The sequence below is a fragment of the Ruminococcus gauvreauii genome, assembly GCF_025151995.1.
Lineage (GTDB): Bacteria > Bacillota > Clostridia > Lachnospirales > Lachnospiraceae > Ruminococcus_G > Ruminococcus_G gauvreauii.
Genome location: NZ_CP102290.1, coordinates 3,651,205 through 3,667,295 on the forward strand (window position 1 = coordinate 3,651,205; position 16,091 = coordinate 3,667,295).

The 16,091-nt window shown below is 50.6% G+C and carries 16 protein-coding genes; 15 read left to right on the forward strand and 1 reads right to left on the reverse strand.

Features of this window, described 5'->3' with window-relative positions:
* The first annotated feature begins 7 nt into the window (after positions 1 to 7).
* From NQ502_RS17175 to glgX, 15 genes are all read left to right on the forward strand, one after another.
* On the forward strand, positions 8 to 1,189 hold the full coding sequence (locus NQ502_RS17175) for a MerR family transcriptional regulator (RefSeq protein ID WP_028529962.1): 1,182 nt from the start codon (positions 8 to 10) through the stop codon (positions 1,187 to 1,189).
* A gap of 111 nt (positions 1,190 to 1,300) precedes the next feature.
* On the forward strand, positions 1,301 to 1,567 hold the full coding sequence (locus NQ502_RS17180; protein ID WP_028529963.1) for a type II toxin-antitoxin system prevent-host-death family antitoxin: 267 nt from the start codon (positions 1,301 to 1,303) through the stop codon (positions 1,565 to 1,567).
* Positions 1,557 to 1,865 (forward strand): type II toxin-antitoxin system RelE/ParE family toxin, encoded by a 309-nt coding sequence (locus tag NQ502_RS17185; protein WP_028529964.1) that lies wholly within the window; start codon positions 1,557 to 1,559, stop codon positions 1,863 to 1,865. The genes NQ502_RS17180 and NQ502_RS17185 overlap by 11 nt, the downstream gene beginning before the upstream one ends.
* A gap of 101 nt (positions 1,866 to 1,966) precedes the next feature.
* Positions 1,967 to 2,863, forward strand: coding sequence for a glucose-1-phosphate thymidylyltransferase RfbA (gene rfbA / locus NQ502_RS17190; protein WP_028529965.1), 897 nt, complete (start codon positions 1,967 to 1,969; stop codon positions 2,861 to 2,863).
* Between the two features lie 284 nt (positions 2,864 to 3,147).
* Positions 3,148 to 4,167, forward strand: coding sequence for a dTDP-glucose 4,6-dehydratase (gene rfbB, locus NQ502_RS17195; RefSeq protein ID WP_028529966.1), 1,020 nt, complete (start codon positions 3,148 to 3,150; stop codon positions 4,165 to 4,167).
* Between the two features lie 37 nt (positions 4,168 to 4,204).
* Entirely contained in the window at positions 4,205 to 5,080 is an 876-nt protein-coding gene (gene rfbD / locus NQ502_RS17200) for a dTDP-4-dehydrorhamnose reductase (protein ID WP_028529967.1), read from the forward strand.
* Positions 5,081 to 5,291: 211 nt separating this feature from the next.
* Positions 5,292 to 6,065: an immunoglobulin-like domain-containing protein gene (locus NQ502_RS17205; RefSeq protein ID WP_028529968.1), complete on the forward strand. Its 774-nt coding sequence runs from the start codon at positions 5,292 to 5,294 to the stop codon at positions 6,063 to 6,065.
* A gap of 189 nt (positions 6,066 to 6,254) precedes the next feature.
* Positions 6,255 to 6,974, forward strand: a complete 720-nt coding sequence (locus NQ502_RS17210; RefSeq protein WP_028529969.1) for a CpsB/CapC family capsule biosynthesis tyrosine phosphatase — start codon at positions 6,255 to 6,257, stop codon at positions 6,972 to 6,974.
* Positions 6,967 to 7,659: a CpsD/CapB family tyrosine-protein kinase gene (locus tag NQ502_RS17215; protein ID WP_028529970.1), complete on the forward strand. Its 693-nt coding sequence runs from the start codon at positions 6,967 to 6,969 to the stop codon at positions 7,657 to 7,659. Before NQ502_RS17210 ends, NQ502_RS17215 begins: the two co-directional genes overlap by 8 nt.
* Positions 7,660 to 7,701: 42 nt before the next feature.
* Positions 7,702 to 8,451 (forward strand): YveK family protein, encoded by a 750-nt coding sequence (locus NQ502_RS17220; protein ID WP_028529971.1) that lies wholly within the window; start codon positions 7,702 to 7,704, stop codon positions 8,449 to 8,451.
* Entirely contained in the window at positions 8,438 to 9,238 is an 801-nt protein-coding gene (srtB, locus tag NQ502_RS17225; protein ID WP_028529972.1) for a class B sortase, read from the forward strand. Before NQ502_RS17220 ends, srtB begins: the two co-directional genes overlap by 14 nt.
* Complete coding sequence (locus NQ502_RS17230; RefSeq protein ID WP_044983566.1) at positions 9,228 to 10,256, forward strand: LCP family protein; 1,029 nt, start codon at positions 9,228 to 9,230, stop codon at positions 10,254 to 10,256. The genes srtB and NQ502_RS17230 overlap by 11 nt, the downstream gene beginning before the upstream one ends.
* Positions 10,257 to 10,324: 68 nt before the next feature.
* Positions 10,325 to 10,933, forward strand: coding sequence for an LPXTG cell wall anchor domain-containing protein (locus tag NQ502_RS17235; RefSeq protein WP_028529974.1), 609 nt, complete (start codon positions 10,325 to 10,327; stop codon positions 10,931 to 10,933).
* A gap of 145 nt (positions 10,934 to 11,078) precedes the next feature.
* On the forward strand, positions 11,079 to 12,203 hold the full coding sequence (locus NQ502_RS17240; protein WP_049898433.1) for an AI-2E family transporter: 1,125 nt from the start codon (positions 11,079 to 11,081) through the stop codon (positions 12,201 to 12,203).
* A gap of 3 nt (positions 12,204 to 12,206) precedes the next feature.
* Positions 12,207 to 14,312, forward strand: coding sequence for a glycogen debranching protein GlgX (gene glgX, locus NQ502_RS17245; protein ID WP_028529976.1), 2,106 nt, complete (start codon positions 12,207 to 12,209; stop codon positions 14,310 to 14,312).
* Positions 14,313 to 14,342: 30 nt separating this feature from the next.
* Here the strand turns inward: glgX and NQ502_RS17250 are convergent, their stop codons facing one another.
* Entirely contained in the window at positions 14,343 to 16,049 is a 1,707-nt protein-coding gene (locus tag NQ502_RS17250) for an ABC-ATPase domain-containing protein (RefSeq protein WP_028529977.1), read from the reverse strand.
* Between the last annotated feature and the right edge of the window lie 42 nt (positions 16,050 to 16,091).

The window sequence follows — 16,091 nt, forward strand, 5'->3', positions numbered from 1 at the left end:
GCGGGATATGGAACAAACAAAATACTATACGTCCGGTGAGTTCGCCCGTATGGCGAGGGTGTCCGTGCGGACGATCCGTTTTTATGACAAGCAGAACATACTCAGGCCTTCGTACGTCAATGATTACGGAAAGCGTTTCTATACAGATTCGGATCTTGCGCGGCTTCAGCAGATCCTTCTGCTCAAATATCTTGGATTTTCACTGGACGATATCCGGAATATGACGATCAATGATTCAGATACTCATATGCTCATCAATTCCCTGAACCTGCAGCTCAAACTGATCCGTGACCGGATCGAGCAGCTGCAGATGGTGGAAAAGGCGATACAGGATACGACTTCTGTGATCGAGACGGATCACTGCATCGACTGGAGCCGGATGCTGGAACTGATTCATCTGACCAACATGGAAAAAAGCCTGAAAAGCCAGTATCAGAACGCTACAAATATATCTGCCAGGATCAACCTGCATACACTGTACGCACAGAACACGCAGGGGTGGTTCCCCTGGATCTATCAGCAGTGCGGTCTGCGTTCGGGGATGCGTGTGCTCGAGCTCGGATGCGGGAACGGAGCGCTGTGGACGGAGAACCTGGCGTCCATACCGGACGGCATCCGGGTGATCATGTCTGACATCTCGGAGGGGATGATCCGTGACGCGAGGCGGGCGATTGGTCCGGAGGACGGACGCTTTTCCTTCGAGGTGGTTGACTGCCGGCAGATTCCTTATCCTGACGCGTGTTTCGACGTGGTCATCGCCAATCATCTGCTTTTCTACTGCGATGACGTGCCAAACGTGTGCGCCGGCATTGCGCGCGTGCTGAAACCGGGGGGCAGGCTGATCTGCAGTACTTACAGCGCGAATCATATGAGAGAGATCAATGAACTGGTGCGCACATTTGATGACCGGATTACGCTGTCTGCAGACAGGCTGTATGAACGGTTCGGGCTGGAAAACGGCGGGGAACTGCTTCGGCCATATTTTGATGATGTTCAGACCGTGATATATGAAGACTCTCTGCTGGTAGATGTGCCGGAACCGCTGATCGAGTATATTCTTTCCTGCCATGGAAATCAGAATCAGTACATTCTGGACCGTTATAAGGAATTTCGTCAGTTTGTGGAGAAAAAAACAAGAAAGGGCTTTCATATCACGAAAGAGGCGGGAATTTTTATCTGTGTTACGTGAGATACTGGATTTACAGATCTATGATACTATTCGTGCAGGATTGACTTGTAAACATAGTAATAATATGATAGAATTATGATATAAAATTGATATAAAAGAGGAGGCCAAACAATGATTATTAAAGCGTCTACCAGCTTAAGAAATGAATATGCATTGATTTCAGAACTTGCGAAAAACATGGAAGAACCTATATATATTACAAAAAATGGTGAAGGTGATGCGGTGTTTATGAGTATTGAGGCATTTGAACGCAGAGAACAGGTACTTGAACTTCGGGCTAAAGTACTGCAGGCGGAGGAAGAGCGTTTAAGCGGCATTAAAACTATGAGTATTGCAGATGCCCGAAAAGGATTGAGAGAACGGTTAAATGAAATATAAGATTGAAATACTTCCTACAGCATGGGAGGATTTAAAGAAAATTGAGGATCATTATGCGGTCACATTTGATGTGGACACTGCATTTAAAGTAGGTGATCATATTCTTGACAGCCTTGAACGCCTGGAAGACTTTCCTGATTCTGGATCATTGACTCCCGATGAGTGGTTAAATAAAAGAGGATATCGCATGGTCATCTGTCAAAAGCATGTTGCCATATACAGGATGATCGGTGAAATTGTTTATATTTATCATATTGCAGATACACAGAGTGACTACACAAAGCTCTTTACAAAATAAAGAAATAGCAAAAAACACTTGAAGGTGACCTTAGGTCACCTTTTATAATGTCCATAGATACCATTGATATTGATGAGAACAAAAGACAGGAGGCATTACATTTGAAGGGAATTATTTTAGCAGGCGGTTCCGGAACACGGCTTTATCCGCTGACGATGGTAACTTCGAAACAGCTGTTGCCCATTTACGACAAGCCAATGATCTATTATCCCATGTCCGTGTTGATGAATGCCGGAATCCGTGACATACTGATTATTTCGACTCCGCAGGATACTCCGCAGTTCGAGAGGCTCTTAGGCGACGGACACCAGTTCGGGGTCAGTCTCTCCTATGCTGTTCAGCCCAGCCCGGACGGACTGGCGCAGGCTTTTATCATTGGAAGTGAATTTATTGGAAATGATACGGCGGCGATGGTTCTGGGAGATAATATTTTCGCAGGGCACGGCCTGAAAGAACGGCTGACCGCGGCGGTGGAGAACGCTGAACAGGGGAAAGGGGCGACCGTTTTCGGATATTACGTGGACGACCCGGAGCGTTTCGGGATCGTGGAATTTAACAGCGAGGGGAAAGCGGTGTCGATCGAAGAGAAGCCGGAACATCCGAAAAGCAACTACTGTGTGACCGGCCTGTATTTCTATGACAACGACGTCGTAAAATATGCGAAGGAGCTGAAGCCGAGTGCCCGGGGAGAGCTGGAGATCACGGATCTGAACCGTATCTATCTGGATAACGGGAACCTGAATGTGGAACTGCTCGGGCAGGGCTTTACCTGGCTGGATACGGGTACCCATGAGAGTCTTGTGGAGGCTACGAATTTCGTCAAGACGGTGGAACAGCATCAGCACCGCAAGGTCGCCTGCCTGGAAGAGATCGCTTATCTGAACGGCTGGATTACGAAGGAAGAAGTCTGGAAGGTCTACGAAGTCCTGAAGAAAAATCAGTATGGGCAGTATCTGAAAGACGTTCTGGATGGAAAATATCTGGATGTGCTGCATTAACTGATCCCGCATAATGCATAATGATGTTGAGGCAAAAGCTTTTTTGCCCCATGATACCACGGATTGTTCCGCACTATGTGCTCCCACATCTCCGCTTCGCTTCGGTCGGTGCTAAACGAGTGCCACTGGCACTCAGCACCCTAAAAACATTCGAAATCCGCCCTGTTCGGGCTACTTTCTCATGTTTTGCGGGTCCCAAAGTCATGCTTTTTTATGCAAACATGAAACGCACGACCTTTTGACCCTGGTATCTGCATAATATTAAGAAAAGGAAGAAAATCATGATGACGATTATCGTGACCGGCGGCGCCGGTTTTATCGGAAGTAACTTTATTTTTCATATGCTCGCAAAGTATCCTGATTACCGGATCATATGTCTGGACTGCCTGACTTACGCCGGGAATCTCTCGACTCTCGCTCCGGTGATGGAAAATCCGAATTTCCGCTTTGTGAAAGAGAGCATTACGGACAGGGAGGCGGTAGATCGGCTGTTTGAGGAAGAGCACCCGGATATGGTGGTGAATTTTGCAGCAGAGAGTCATGTCGACCGCTCGATCGAGAACCCGGAAGTGTTTCTGGATACCAATATCAAGGGAACGGCGGTGCTCATGGATGCATGCCGGAAATACGGAATCCAGAGATATCATCAGGTTTCCACGGATGAAGTGTACGGTGATCTGCCCCTGGACAGGCCGGATCTGTTCTTTACGGAGGAGACGCCGATTCACACGAGCAGCCCGTACAGCTCCTCGAAGGCGGGTGCGGATCTGCTGGTGCTTGCCTATCACCGCACATATGGACTGCCGGTGACCATCAGCCGCTGCTCCAACAATTACGGGCCGTATCATTTCCCGGAAAAGCTGATCCCACTGATGATTGCCAACGCGCTGAACGACCGTCCGCTGCCGGTGTACGGCAAAGGCGAGAATGTGCGCGACTGGCTGTATGTCGAGGATCACTGCAGGGCGATCGATCAGATCATCCACAGAGGGCGTATCGGCGAAGTCTATAATATCGGCGGACACAATGAGATGAAAAATATTGATATCGTGAAGATGATCTGTAAAGAACTTGGAAAACCGGAAAGCCTGATCACGTATGTGACGGACCGAAAGGGCCATGATATGCGCTATGCGATCGATCCGGCCAAGATTCATGCGGAACTCGGCTGGCTGCCGGAAACCATGTTTGCAGACGGTATCAAAAAGACGATCCGGTGGTATCTGGAACACAGGGAATGGTGGGAGACGATCATATCCGGGGAATACCAGAATTACTATGAGACAATGTACGGGAACCGATAGGTCTGACAGCTTTAGTATCTGACGGAAAGGAGTTAGAATGAAAGTATTAGTAACCGGTGTTAAGGGACAGCTTGGTCATGATGTGGTAGACGAACTCACAAAACGGCAGCACGAGGCTGTCGGTGTGGATATCGAAGAAATGGATATCACCGATCTGGCTTCCGTAGAGAAGACGATAAAGAGTGTGAATCCGGATGCGGTCGTCCACTGTGCGGCGTGGACGGCAGTCGATGCGGCGGAGGACTGCATCGATCAAGTGCGGCTGGTGAATACGGTCGGCACGGAGAATGTGGCAAAGCTGTGCCGGGAGCTGGATATTAAGATGATGTATATCAGTACGGACTATGTATTCAGCGGAACGGGAACGGATTTCTGGGAGCCGGACGACCTGGACCGTCAGCCGCTCAACGTGTACGGACAGACGAAATATGAGGGTGAGATCGCGATTGAACACCTGCTGGACAAGTATTTTATCGTCCGCATCGCCTGGGTATTCGGTGTAAACGGTAAGAATTTTATCAAGACGATGCTGAATCTGGGAAAAAATCACGATAAACTGACGGTTGTCTGTGATCAGATCGGAAGCCCCACCTATACGTATGACCTCGCGCGGCTGCTGGTCGATATGATCGAAACAGAGAAGTACGGGCGTTATCATGCGACAAACGAGGGAATCTGCTCCTGGTATGAATTTGCCTGTGAGATCTTCCGCCAGGCGGCAGCGATGGGGCGCAGTGAGTATGACGCCGAACATCTGACGGTGGAGCCGGTCACTGCCGATCATTACCCTTCTAAGGCGAAACGGCCTTCCAACAGCCGGATGAGCAAAGAGAAACTGACGGAGAACGGATTTGAGAGACTGCCGGCGTGGCAGGATGCGGTGGCGCGGTATCTGAAAGAAATTGAGTTTTAATCCAGTACAGAACTGATTGGGAAATGAAACATAAGTTGCGTGAATCTTCTGCTAATTGCGAGCCGGCGGCCAATGACCGCCGGTTTTTTTTGATGATATGGAAGTGACAAAAATTTATTTCATATTATATCCAATTATAGGATTGAACAGCGGGGGGAGATTGTGCTATTATGAGATGTATATGATTTTTCGAGAAAGAGGAGGAGATTCCATGAGAAAACTTTACCTTGTAGGCGTTGCAGTCGTCGGGATACTGCTGGCTGCGGGAGCCGTATGGGTAGTTGTTACACAGGACCGCGAGGGACCGGTGATTACTATAGATGAGACGCAGCAGATTACCTGGCAGGCGGATATGGAGAAGACCAAGCTGCTGCAGGGAGTGACTGCGGTAGACGATAAAGACGGCGATGTGACGGATACCCTGATCGTAGAGTCCATTAAGCCTCAGCCGACTGGAGACGAGGCGGTGGTGACGTATGTGGCAAAGGACAGCAGCCATAATGTAACGAAAGCGACCAGGAAAGTCACGTACTCCGCCTCAGATGAGGATACTTCCGGCGGAGCAGAACCGCAGGCTGAAGAGCAGCCGGAAGCGGCAGATCAGACGCAGGAAGGTGCGGAGAACGGAGATACTGCACAAGGACAGGCTGCAGAGACAGACGCCGCGGCACAGACTCCGGAGGAGCTGGAGCAGCAGGCACAGGCACAGCGGGATGCGGCGATTGCGGCACTGTCCCCGGGTGCACCGCGCTTTTATCTGAAGCAGCACTATGTGACGATCAGCGCGGGGGAAGAGTTCAACAAGCTTTCCTGGGTGGAGGACATTACGGATGACAAGGATGACAGATCCCGTCTGTTCCGTGACATCCGCGTGGAAGGCGATGTGAACAGAAATGAACCGGGAACGTACGAGCTTGCATATTATGCGGCGGACAGTGACGGCAACCGCTCGAACCGTGAGATTCTGACGGTTACCGTTAATTAACACTTTTCAAATGGACAAATATCGTGTAGAATATGGGTGGAAACTAGGCGAATCAAGCCCGCAGGGCGCAGATGAACCGTAGTTGGAACCTATGCAGCGTTGCTTAGCGAACCGAGCCGTAAACGGCGAAGGTGAGGTTAGCAACAGTCGTATGGCATGAACAGGTTTTGTCGAAATGGAGAGAAAAAATTGATTGATATACATTGCCATATACTGCCCGGTGTGGACGACGGGGCAAAGGATACACAGGAGACAGAGAAGATGCTGCGGATCGCCTATAATGAGGGGATTCGCTGCATCATTGCGACGCCTCACTATCACGGCGGTATGAAGCCGGAGGTCTGGAAAAAAAGAAGAGCCGCACTGGCATCCACGGTCGCGATGGCGAAAGAGATTTCACCGGATTTGCATATTATCTCCGGAGCGGAGATTTATTACAGCCAGGAGGCGGTGGAAGACCTGATGATGGGGGATGTGTGGACCCTGAATGCCAGTAAATATGTGCTGATCGAGTTTGCGACCTATGTGGAATTCACGTATATCCGGCAGGCAGTGCAGACGCTGCAGTATAACGGGTATCTCCCGATCCTGGCTCATATCGAACGGTATGACGCCCTTTTGATTGAAGAAAATGTGGAAGAGCTGGTCAGGATGGGTGCCTATATTCAGGTGAACGCCGGGAGCGTGATCGGAAGAGACGGACGGGATATCAAGAAATACCTGCTGCAGCTGCTGAAGAAACGGTACATCCATTTCATCGGAACGGATGCGCACGGCAGCGCACACAGGCGGCCATTGATGAAGAAGTGCGCGGCATATATTGAGAAAAAAACAGATAAAACATATAGAAGGCAGGTATGCCTGGAGAACGCAAGGAAAATTATCAGGAGGGAATACATAGATGAATAGAATAACCATCGGGGAAGAGTCCAGCCGGACAAACCGTGAGAAGGAGGTCTACCGGACACTGCGGACGAATATCGAGTTCACAGGTGTGGAAAACCGGGCGATCGCGATCACGAGCTGTACTCCGAATGACGGAAAAACGACAGTTTCTTATAATCTGGCATGTGCTTTTGCGGATGGCGGAAAGAAAACACTGCTGGTGGATGCGGATCTGAGAAAATCCGTACTGTTTCACCGGCTTCAGGTTCAGGATTCGGTTAAGGGACTGAGCCATTACCTGTCGGGACAGGAGAACATCGGGGACGTGATCTGCTCGACGAACAGAAAGAACCTTTTCCTGCTTCCATCCGGGCTGTTTCCGACGAATCCTACAGAGCTCCTGGGCAATGAGCGTTTTGCGCAGATGCTTCCGATTCTGAAGAAGACGTTTGATTACGTACTGATCGATACACCGCCGCTCTCCAACGTGATCGACGCGGCAGTCGTGGCAAAGGAGTGTGACGCTTCGCTTTTGGTTCTGGCGGCAGACAATTCATCACGCGGAGTAGCGAAAACGGTAGCAGAACAGCTCCGTTCTGCCAACAGCAATCTGCTGGGCGTCGTGTTGAATAAAGTTGATGTCCGCCGCGGCAGTTACTATGGAAGACGGTACGGCGGATACGACAGCTATTACAGCTATGATGCGTAAGCAGATTCAGAATCATACAGGGAAGTGAAAGAGGAGTGAACGATGGAAAGATATGAAAACGATGAAATTGAAATAGACCTGGGCAGCCTGATACAGGCCCTGCTGCGCAAATGGTGGATGTTCGCTGCAGGCGGGATTATCGCAGGACTGATCGCGATTATTGTCACGCTGGTGCTGCTGACGCCGCAGTATGAGTCGAAATCCATGCTGTACATCCTGTCCAAGACGACAAGTGTTACATCATTTGCAGATCTGCAGCTCAGTTCAGGGCTGACTGCCGATTTTGAGGTGATTGCCACGAGTATGCCGGTGATCGACGGTGCGATCGAAAAGATTCAGGAGGAGGACGGAATCACGCTGACACGAAAAGAGATTCAGGAGATGATTTCCGTTTCGAACACATCTGATACGCGAATCCTTGTGATCACAGCCCAGGATGCGGACCCGACGCGCGCCTGCATCGTTGCGAACGCAGTGGCCTCGGAAACGGCTGATCAGATGGCATATATTATGAAATCAGATCCTCCGACTACGGTTGAGGAAGCTGAAGTTGCAGTGGAGCCGATCAGCCCGAGTGTTACGAAGAATACGGCGGTCGGTATCCTGGCGGGTATCCTGCTGGTTGGCCTGTACCTGGTGATCCAGTTTATCCGCAACGACAACATCAAGACGCAGGAAGACGTAGAGAAGTATCTGGGACTGAGCACTCTCGCTGTGATCCCGCTGGAAAAAGGAAAACCGGACAAGAGAAAAGAACTCAAAGAGATGAAGAAAGATCATGAAAAACAATAAATATCGAATTTTATTTGGTGCATTTCTGATTGTCTTTCTGGCCGCCGCAGGGTTCTGTGTTTACTATTATGCGACGCAGAAGCAAAAGGAACAGGTGTATGAGGAACTGGCGGAGGAAGTAAAGGCGACACCGGAACAGACGCCTTCAGCAGAACCGGCGAAAACGCCGGAAGCGACGGAAGAACCAACACCGGAACCGACGCCTGAAGTCGTGATTCCGATTGATTTTGACAAACTTCAGCAGAGAAATGCGGACATTTACGCGTGGATCCAGATACCGGATACGGTTGTCGACTATCCGATTCTGCAGAGCGCGGAAGACAATCTGTATTATCTGAATCATACGGTGGACGGCGCCGAGGGACTGCCGGGATCAATCTACACAGAAAATCTCAACCGTATCGACTTTACGGATAAAAACACAGTGATCTACGGACACAACATGAATGACGGATCGATGTTCGGCGGGCTGCATCAGTATGTGGACCCGGCGTACATGGAGGCGCATCCGGATATCCGCATTTATACGCCGGAACACATTTATACGTACCGAGTATTTGCGGCTGTCACGTACGACAACCGGCATATTCTGGGGCAGTATGACTGTAACGAAGAACCGCAGTTTCAGGCATTTCTGGATTCTGTGATGTCGGTGCGGAATATTGCCAGCCATTTCAGCTCGGAAACAACTGCAACGGTGGATGACCGTATCATCACGTTGTCAACATGTAACGGAAACAGCGAACAGCGTTTTCTGGTAGAGGCGGTATTGATCGATGAAGAATGAAAAAAAACAGAAGCACCGAAGCCATGCGATAGGCATCAGCAGCATGATACTCGTACTGTGTGTCGTGGTGATCATCGCGGTACTTGGCGTCCTGGCGGGCAAACTGCTGCTGGAGCACCGGCAGGAAGTGGCGGAAGCCAAGGCACAGGAAGAACAGGTCACCCAGAGCAGCACCGCACAGACGGTGACTTACCAGGGACAGACATATGAATACAACAGAGAGCTGACGAATATCCTGTTTATGGGGGTGGACAAGAAAGAGGAGGTCACGCTCCAGGACACTCCCGGTACTGCGGGACAGGCTGACTGCATCATGATCCTTTCGCTGGATGAAAAGACGCAGACAGGAAAAATACTGCAGATCTCCAGGGATACCATGACGGATGTGGACATCTACGATGTGAACGGCAATTTCTATACGAGTGTCGAGGCACAGATCGCGACACAGTACGCGTATGGAAACGGTGAGAAGAGCAGCTGCTGGGCGATGGAAAAGACCGTATCGGAGCTGTTGTATGAATTGCCCATCGATGCGTATATTTCCCTGAATATTGAATCAATCAGTATCCTGAATGATGCTGTCGGAGGGGTCACGCTCACGATACCGGAGGATTATACGGAGGTTGACCCTGCATTTGTACAGGGAGCTGTGGTCACGATGACCGGTGAGCAGGCAGAGAAGTATGTCCGCTATCGTGACACGAATGTGACCGGAAGCAACAACGGCAGGATGCAGCGCCAGGTTCAGTATATCACGGCGCTGGTACAGGCACTGAAGAGTACTGCCGGTGCAGAGGGCAGTTATTACGAACGCTTCTCATCGTTCCTGAAACCTTATATGGTGACTGACATGAATGCACAGCAGATTGACAGCTTTGCAACGTATGAATTTAACTCTGAGGAGACGCAATATCTGCCGGGAGAGGTCCGTCAGGGCGCTGAACATGACGAATTTTACGTGGATGAGGAAAATTTATACGATTTACTGTTAAAAACATTTTACAAACTTAAGAATTAATGGTAGAATAAGAGAAAATGAAATAACAACTATTCTTGAAAAAGAATAAGAAACAGGAGGACTTTTTTATGATGAAAAAAGTAATTGCAGTAGTATGTGCAGCGCTGATGACTTTGGGAACAGCGGCTACCGTACTCGCAGCACCAAGCCCGTCCGTGACAGGCGTTGTGACCAAGGTAAACAGTGCAACTGACGCTGACGGAAATGCAGTTGAGGTAACGATCAAAGACATTCCGGCAGAGTACAAGGCAGCAGCAGATGAGATCAAGAATATTGATAAAGTCAAAGAACTGCTGGGAGATGCTTTTGTAGAAGGCATGCAGGTTGTAGACGTGAAAGACGTAGTTGCTCCGGAAGGCGCAAAATTCCCGCTGAAGATTACGTTCAACGTATCTGGTGTAAAAGCCGACTCTAAGGTAGCTGTTCTTCACTATGACACAGAGAAGAAAGCATGGGAAGTTGTTACATCTAAAGCTGGTTCAGGTACAATTGAAGCAACATTTGACTCTCTGTCACCGGTAGCATTCGTAGTGGATGGCGATGCAGCAAAAACTGTTACAACAAGCACATCACCGAAAACCGGTGAGACAGCAACAGCAGCATATGCTGGTCTGATCGCTGTAGTTGCAGCTCTTGGTATGGGTGTTACTTACTACAAAAAAAGAAAAGCAGCTTAATTAACAGATGATTACATACGGGAAGGTTCGGATTCGAAAGAGTCCGGATCTTTTCTTGCTTTATAAGTTTATTTGCGGGTTTTATTGTATAAACTGTGCAGTGACAGGAATACTCTTGATAATACAGTAAGTAAATGTAAGGAGTGTGTTTCTGAATTTGGAAGATTCCCGTGTAAAGCAGTGGATGTTAGTCATTACGTATGCAGTGATACTGGTTCTGGTTGTGATCAACTTTCGTGATATCCTAAGGGGTATCTGGACGTTCGTCGGCTATCTGAAACCATTGTTTGCAGGCATCGCGATTGCGTTTGTGCTGAACAGGCCATATGAAAAATTACGTGAACTTTATGGAAAAAAGATGGGAAACCGTCCGGGTGCGGCGAAGGCACTTGCGATCCTGACCGTTTATCTGGCGGTTATCGGCGGCATCGTGCTGCTGCTGCGCTTTATGCTCCCGCAGATTGCGGAGAATATATCGACATTTGTGAGCAGCGCCGACCAGTATGTCGCGGCGATCCAGAGAGATCTGAACCAGGTGATGGACAGAATGGGGATCAGTCAGATCGATATATCGGAAGTGATCGCCTCCATCAACGCCTATCTGGGAAAACTGGATCAGGTTCTTGAGGGGACACTGCCGCAGATCTGGAGAATCACATCGAGCGCCATCTCCGGTCTGGCAGAGCTTATCATTTCTCTGGTGCTTTCCATCTATGTGATGAGCGGAAAGGAAAAGCTGCTTGACCAGTGTAAAAGAGTGCTGCAGACGTACTGTCCGGATAAAACCTGCCGTAAAATCAAAAATGTTTTCAGTACGATCAATGTTGTCTTTGACAACTATGTTGTGGGACAGCTGACAGAGGCGCTCATTCTGGGCAGCCTGTGTTTTATCGGGATGATTGTCCTGAGGATTGATTATGCAGGCCTGATCAGTATCATCATCGCCGTAACGGCTCTGGTACCCATCTGGGGGGCTTATATCGGAGGCGGTGTCGCAGTATTGCTGCTGCTGTTCGTCGAGCCGAAACAGGCGCTTGTTTTTCTCGTTTTTCTGGTGATTCTTCAGCAGGTCGAGAACAGCGCGATCTACCCCAGGGTTGTGGGAAATAAAATCGGCCTGTCGGGTCTTTGGGTATTGCTTGGAATCACGGTGGGCGGCGGGATGTTTGGCATTGTCGGAATGCTGATCGGTGTGCCGGTCACGACCGTCCTTTATATATTTTTGAAAAATGATGTACTGAGGCGGGAACACAGAATGGAAGGGGAGTAGATTATGGTTGAGAAGCTGGTTGACAAACGCGTTGAGGGCATAAGAAGGCTTTTGAAACCGCTTGATCATGTGGGCGGATACGGTATCCGCCCCGGAATGTACCTGGTTCAGGGGGCGCTGGCTCTGCCGGGCGGAGTGAGTTTCACGATTCACTCACTGGGGGCATATTCGTGTGAACTTGCGCTGTTTCACAGGGGACAGAAGGAACCGTATACGGTCATACCATTTCCTGAGGAGTACCGTATCGGAGATACATATTCTATGATCGTGTTCGGGCTGGACATAGAGGAAAACGAATATGCGTTTCGTTTTGACGGTCCGTACGATCCCGGGAAGGGACTGCTGTTTGATAAAGAGCGGTATCTGCTCGATCCGTATGCGCGGGCTGTTGTCGGACAGAGTAAATGGGGAGAGAAGACGGAAAACTATCTGACGTACCGGGCACGTGTCGTGGAGGAACGATTTTCGTGGGGAAAATCGACCAGTCCGGACATTCCGTTTACGGATCTGATCATCTATGAGCTGCATGTGCGGGGATTTACGAAACATCCCTCATCCGGCGTGAAATGTCCCGGTACCTTTGAGGGGCTGCGGGAGAAGATTCCGTATCTGAAGGAACTCGGCGTCAATGCCGTGGAGCTGATGCCGGTCTTTGAGTTTGATGAGATGGAAGAAATGCGGGTCGTGGATGGGGAGATACTTTATAATTACTGGGGGTATAATCCGGTCTGTTTCTTTGCGCCGAACACCAGCTATGCTTCGGCTGTTGAATATAACCGGGAAGGCAGTGAACTGAAAACACTGATCCGAGAACTGAATGAGAACGGCATCGAGGTCATACTGGATGTTGTGTTCAATCACACGGCGGAGGGAAACCAGGATGGACCGTGCTTCTCACTGAAGGGCATCGATAATAACGTGTACTACATGCTGACGCCGGATGGGGATTACTATAATTTCAGCGGCTGCGGCAATACGCTCAACTGCAACCATCCGGTGGTGCAGCAGATGATCCTGGACTGTCTGCGGTACTGGGTGATCGAATATCATGTGTCGGGATTCCGGTTTGATCTGGCTTCCATTCTGGGCCGCAGCGAAGACGGGACACCGCTTCGCCGGCCGCCCCTCCTGGAGAGCCTGAGTGCCGATCCCATTCTGAGCAGGGTGAAGCTGATCGCTGAGGCTTGGGATGCGGCGGGACTTTACCAGGTCGGAAGCTTTCCGTCATTCGGGCGTTGGGCAGAGTGGAACGGAAAATACAGGGATGATATTCGCTCCTTCTTAAAGGGAGACGGGGGAATGGCTGCAAATGCGGCACAGCGGATGATCGGTTCCCCGGACCTCTACCGCTCTTTGGAGCGCGAAGACCAGGCCTCGGTCAATTTCATCACCTGCCATGACGGATTTACGCTGTATGATCTCTATGCATATAATGAAAAACATAATGAGAAGAACGGCTGGAATAATACGGACGGTGACGCGGATAACCGCAGCTGGAACTGCGGAGCTGAGGGTGAGACAGATGATCCGGAAATCCTCAGGCTGAGAAAACGGCTGCGGAAAAACGCGTACGCCGTTCTGATGTGCAGCAGGGGAGCTGTGATGGTGCGTGCGGGGGATGAATTCGGGAATACGCAGTACGGAAACAACAATGCGTACTGCCAGGACAACGAGATATCCTGGCTGGACTGGAATAATCTGAAAACCGAGCGGGAGATGTTCACCTTCTGCTCATGGATGAATGCGTTTCGGATGCGTCACCCGGTGCTGCGCAGGAAGACGAAATGTGCGCTGTGCGGACTTCCGGATGTCAGTTTTCACTCGGGCATTCCGTGGAACGATCAGTTTGACGGCAATACAAGGCTGCTGGGTGTGCTGTATGCGGGACGAGACGAGTCGGACAGCAGGGATGATCTCGTGTTTGTCGCGGTCAATGCCTACTGGGAGCCGCTTGAGTTTTGGCTGCCGTATCCGGCGGCTGGAAGATTTCGCTGGAAACTGAATGTCGATACCGGGAGTGAGGACAGTATCCGGGAGGTAATTCTAAATAAGGCGGATGCGGTCACGATCGGCGGACGAAGTGTGATGATCTTTACTGCCGGCGAGTGAAGACAGCGCGCACCGGCAGCAAGAAGATTATTACTGCAGAGTCAGCCCGCGGAAGCGGTTGAAACACGCATAGATTTCCTGAGGACGGGGCATCGCCAGACCGGCGGGCAGCCATGAGCTGTCGCAGGCAGCGGCGAGGCCCTGTTTTTCTGTCAGTGAGACGAGTTCATTCACGATGGTGCGCAGATCCTTCTTTCCGTCGCAAAGGTGAGTCATCGCGTATCTGAGCAGATAGGAGAGCGCTGTCGTCTGCTCAATGTCGGCCAGCTGCTCCACGTAGCGCAGGTCAACGGTCTCACGGTTGATGGAGAACGCATCGCGGCCGAGCGTCTTCATCTTGATCCGGGCGTCTGCCCGGAAATCCCGGGATGGTTTCGGCACACGTGAAAAATCCGGGAGCGAAGCAGATGCTGCCATATTCTCCTGGATTGGGAATTTTGCCGCCTGCTCCCGGGCAAAGTCTGTGATATCAGCCGGCACATAGCAGTCCATCTGGATGATCCGGTCTGCCACGTGGAAATAAGACCCGGAGCTTCCCGCTACCATGACAGAGGAGATCCCGCTCTGTTCGTAGAGATCCCGCACCCGGTCAATGAACGGTGTGATGGGTTCCTGGTCCCTGTGCACGACGCGCTGCATCAGCTCGTCCCGGATCATGAAGTTAGTTGCACACGTGTCCTCGTCGATGAGCAGCAGAGAAGTACCCGCCTCGATTGCTTCGATGACGCCTGCAGCCTGCGAGGTACTGCCGCTGGCATCCTCTGTACTAAAACGGCGGGTGTCCTTTTTATTTGGCAGGTTATTGATGAACATGGAGATATCTGTGCTGCGGATACTTCTTCCGTCCTCGGCACGGATTTTGACCGCAGCTTCATCTGTGATAACAAATTCCCTGCCGTCACCGGCGATATGGTTATATACTCCGAGCTCCAGCGCTTTCAGGAGTGTGGATTTTCCGTGATATCCGCCGCCGATGATCAGTGTTATGCCGCGGCGGATTCCCATGCCGGTGATGTTTCCCCTGTTGGGAAGCGAGAGCGTGACTTCCATCGAAGCCGGCGAGTGAAACGGGGTGGCGCCACGCATCGGTCTCTGGGAGACTCCGCTTTCTCTCGGGAGAATGGAACCGTTCGCGATGAAGGCGACAAGTTCCAGTTTAGGCAGCAGTTTACGGATTGCATGCTGATCTTCGGCAAGTTCGATCACGGATGCCAGCTTCCCGGCGTCCAGGGATTTACAGTAAAGAGTGCGCCTGACGCAGAGCGGAAGAAAATCAAAGAGGATCTTGATGAGTTCCGGGGAATTGATGCTGCGTCCGTTCGCGGGAAATCCGATTTCCATCCGTACGGTGACATCCCCTGATTCAGGAGAAATCGTGCAGGCGGTGCGCGAAAGGATCTCCTGGCCGCAGCGGCTGACGGAGAGCAGTCCGCTCTTTCCGGAACCTCTGGCTTTGAACTGGAACTGTTCCGCTTCACGGGCAAACAACCGTATCAGATGGTCTTCAAGCGCTGTGCGCTTATGAGTCAGATCGTAATAATTTTCCGGAAAGGCGGCCTGCCTGCCCGACACGAGGATACTGACTTTTGATGGGGCTGCAAAAGGGTCACCCTGCACGTGGTCGATGTTCAGCTGGTAGCCGTCAAACCGGTAGCTGCCTCTGGTATCCTTATAGGCAGGATAGCTTCTGTGGTTGATGGAGAGCAAAAGCTGCTTTAACTGTTCAGAACTTTTCATAGGATTACCTCACTGTCGTTTTTGTTTATCAGTATACCATAA

Excerpts from the sequence above, each read along its gene's own strand:
- NQ502_RS17175 (WP_028529962.1), top strand. The coding sequence starts at position 8 with ATGGAACAAACAAAATACTATACGTCCGGTGAGTTCGCCCGTATGGCG.
- NQ502_RS17180 (WP_028529963.1), top strand. The coding sequence starts at position 1,301 with ATGATTATTAAAGCGTCTACCAGCTTAAGAAATGAATATGCATTGATT.
- NQ502_RS17185 (WP_028529964.1), top strand. The coding sequence starts at position 1,557 with ATGAAATATAAGATTGAAATACTTCCTACAGCATGGGAGGATTTAAAG.
- rfbB (WP_028529966.1), top strand. The coding sequence starts at position 3,148 with ATGACGATTATCGTGACCGGCGGCGCCGGTTTTATCGGAAGTAACTTT.
- rfbD (WP_028529967.1), top strand. The coding sequence starts at position 4,205 with ATGAAAGTATTAGTAACCGGTGTTAAGGGACAGCTTGGTCATGATGTG.
- NQ502_RS17205 (WP_028529968.1), top strand. The coding sequence starts at position 5,292 with ATGAGAAAACTTTACCTTGTAGGCGTTGCAGTCGTCGGGATACTGCTG.
- NQ502_RS17215 (WP_028529970.1), top strand. The coding sequence starts at position 6,967 with ATGAATAGAATAACCATCGGGGAAGAGTCCAGCCGGACAAACCGTGAG.
- NQ502_RS17220 (WP_028529971.1), top strand. The coding sequence starts at position 7,702 with ATGGAAAGATATGAAAACGATGAAATTGAAATAGACCTGGGCAGCCTG.
- srtB (WP_028529972.1), top strand. The coding sequence starts at position 8,438 with ATGAAAAACAATAAATATCGAATTTTATTTGGTGCATTTCTGATTGTC.
- NQ502_RS17230 (WP_044983566.1), top strand. The coding sequence starts at position 9,228 with ATGAAGAATGAAAAAAAACAGAAGCACCGAAGCCATGCGATAGGCATC.
- NQ502_RS17235 (WP_028529974.1), top strand. The coding sequence starts at position 10,325 with ATGATGAAAAAAGTAATTGCAGTAGTATGTGCAGCGCTGATGACTTTG.
- glgX (WP_028529976.1), top strand. The coding sequence starts at position 12,207 with ATGGTTGAGAAGCTGGTTGACAAACGCGTTGAGGGCATAAGAAGGCTT.
- NQ502_RS17250 (WP_028529977.1), bottom strand. The coding sequence starts at position 16,049 with ATGAAAAGTTCTGAACAGTTAAAGCAGCTTTTGCTCTCCATCAACCAC.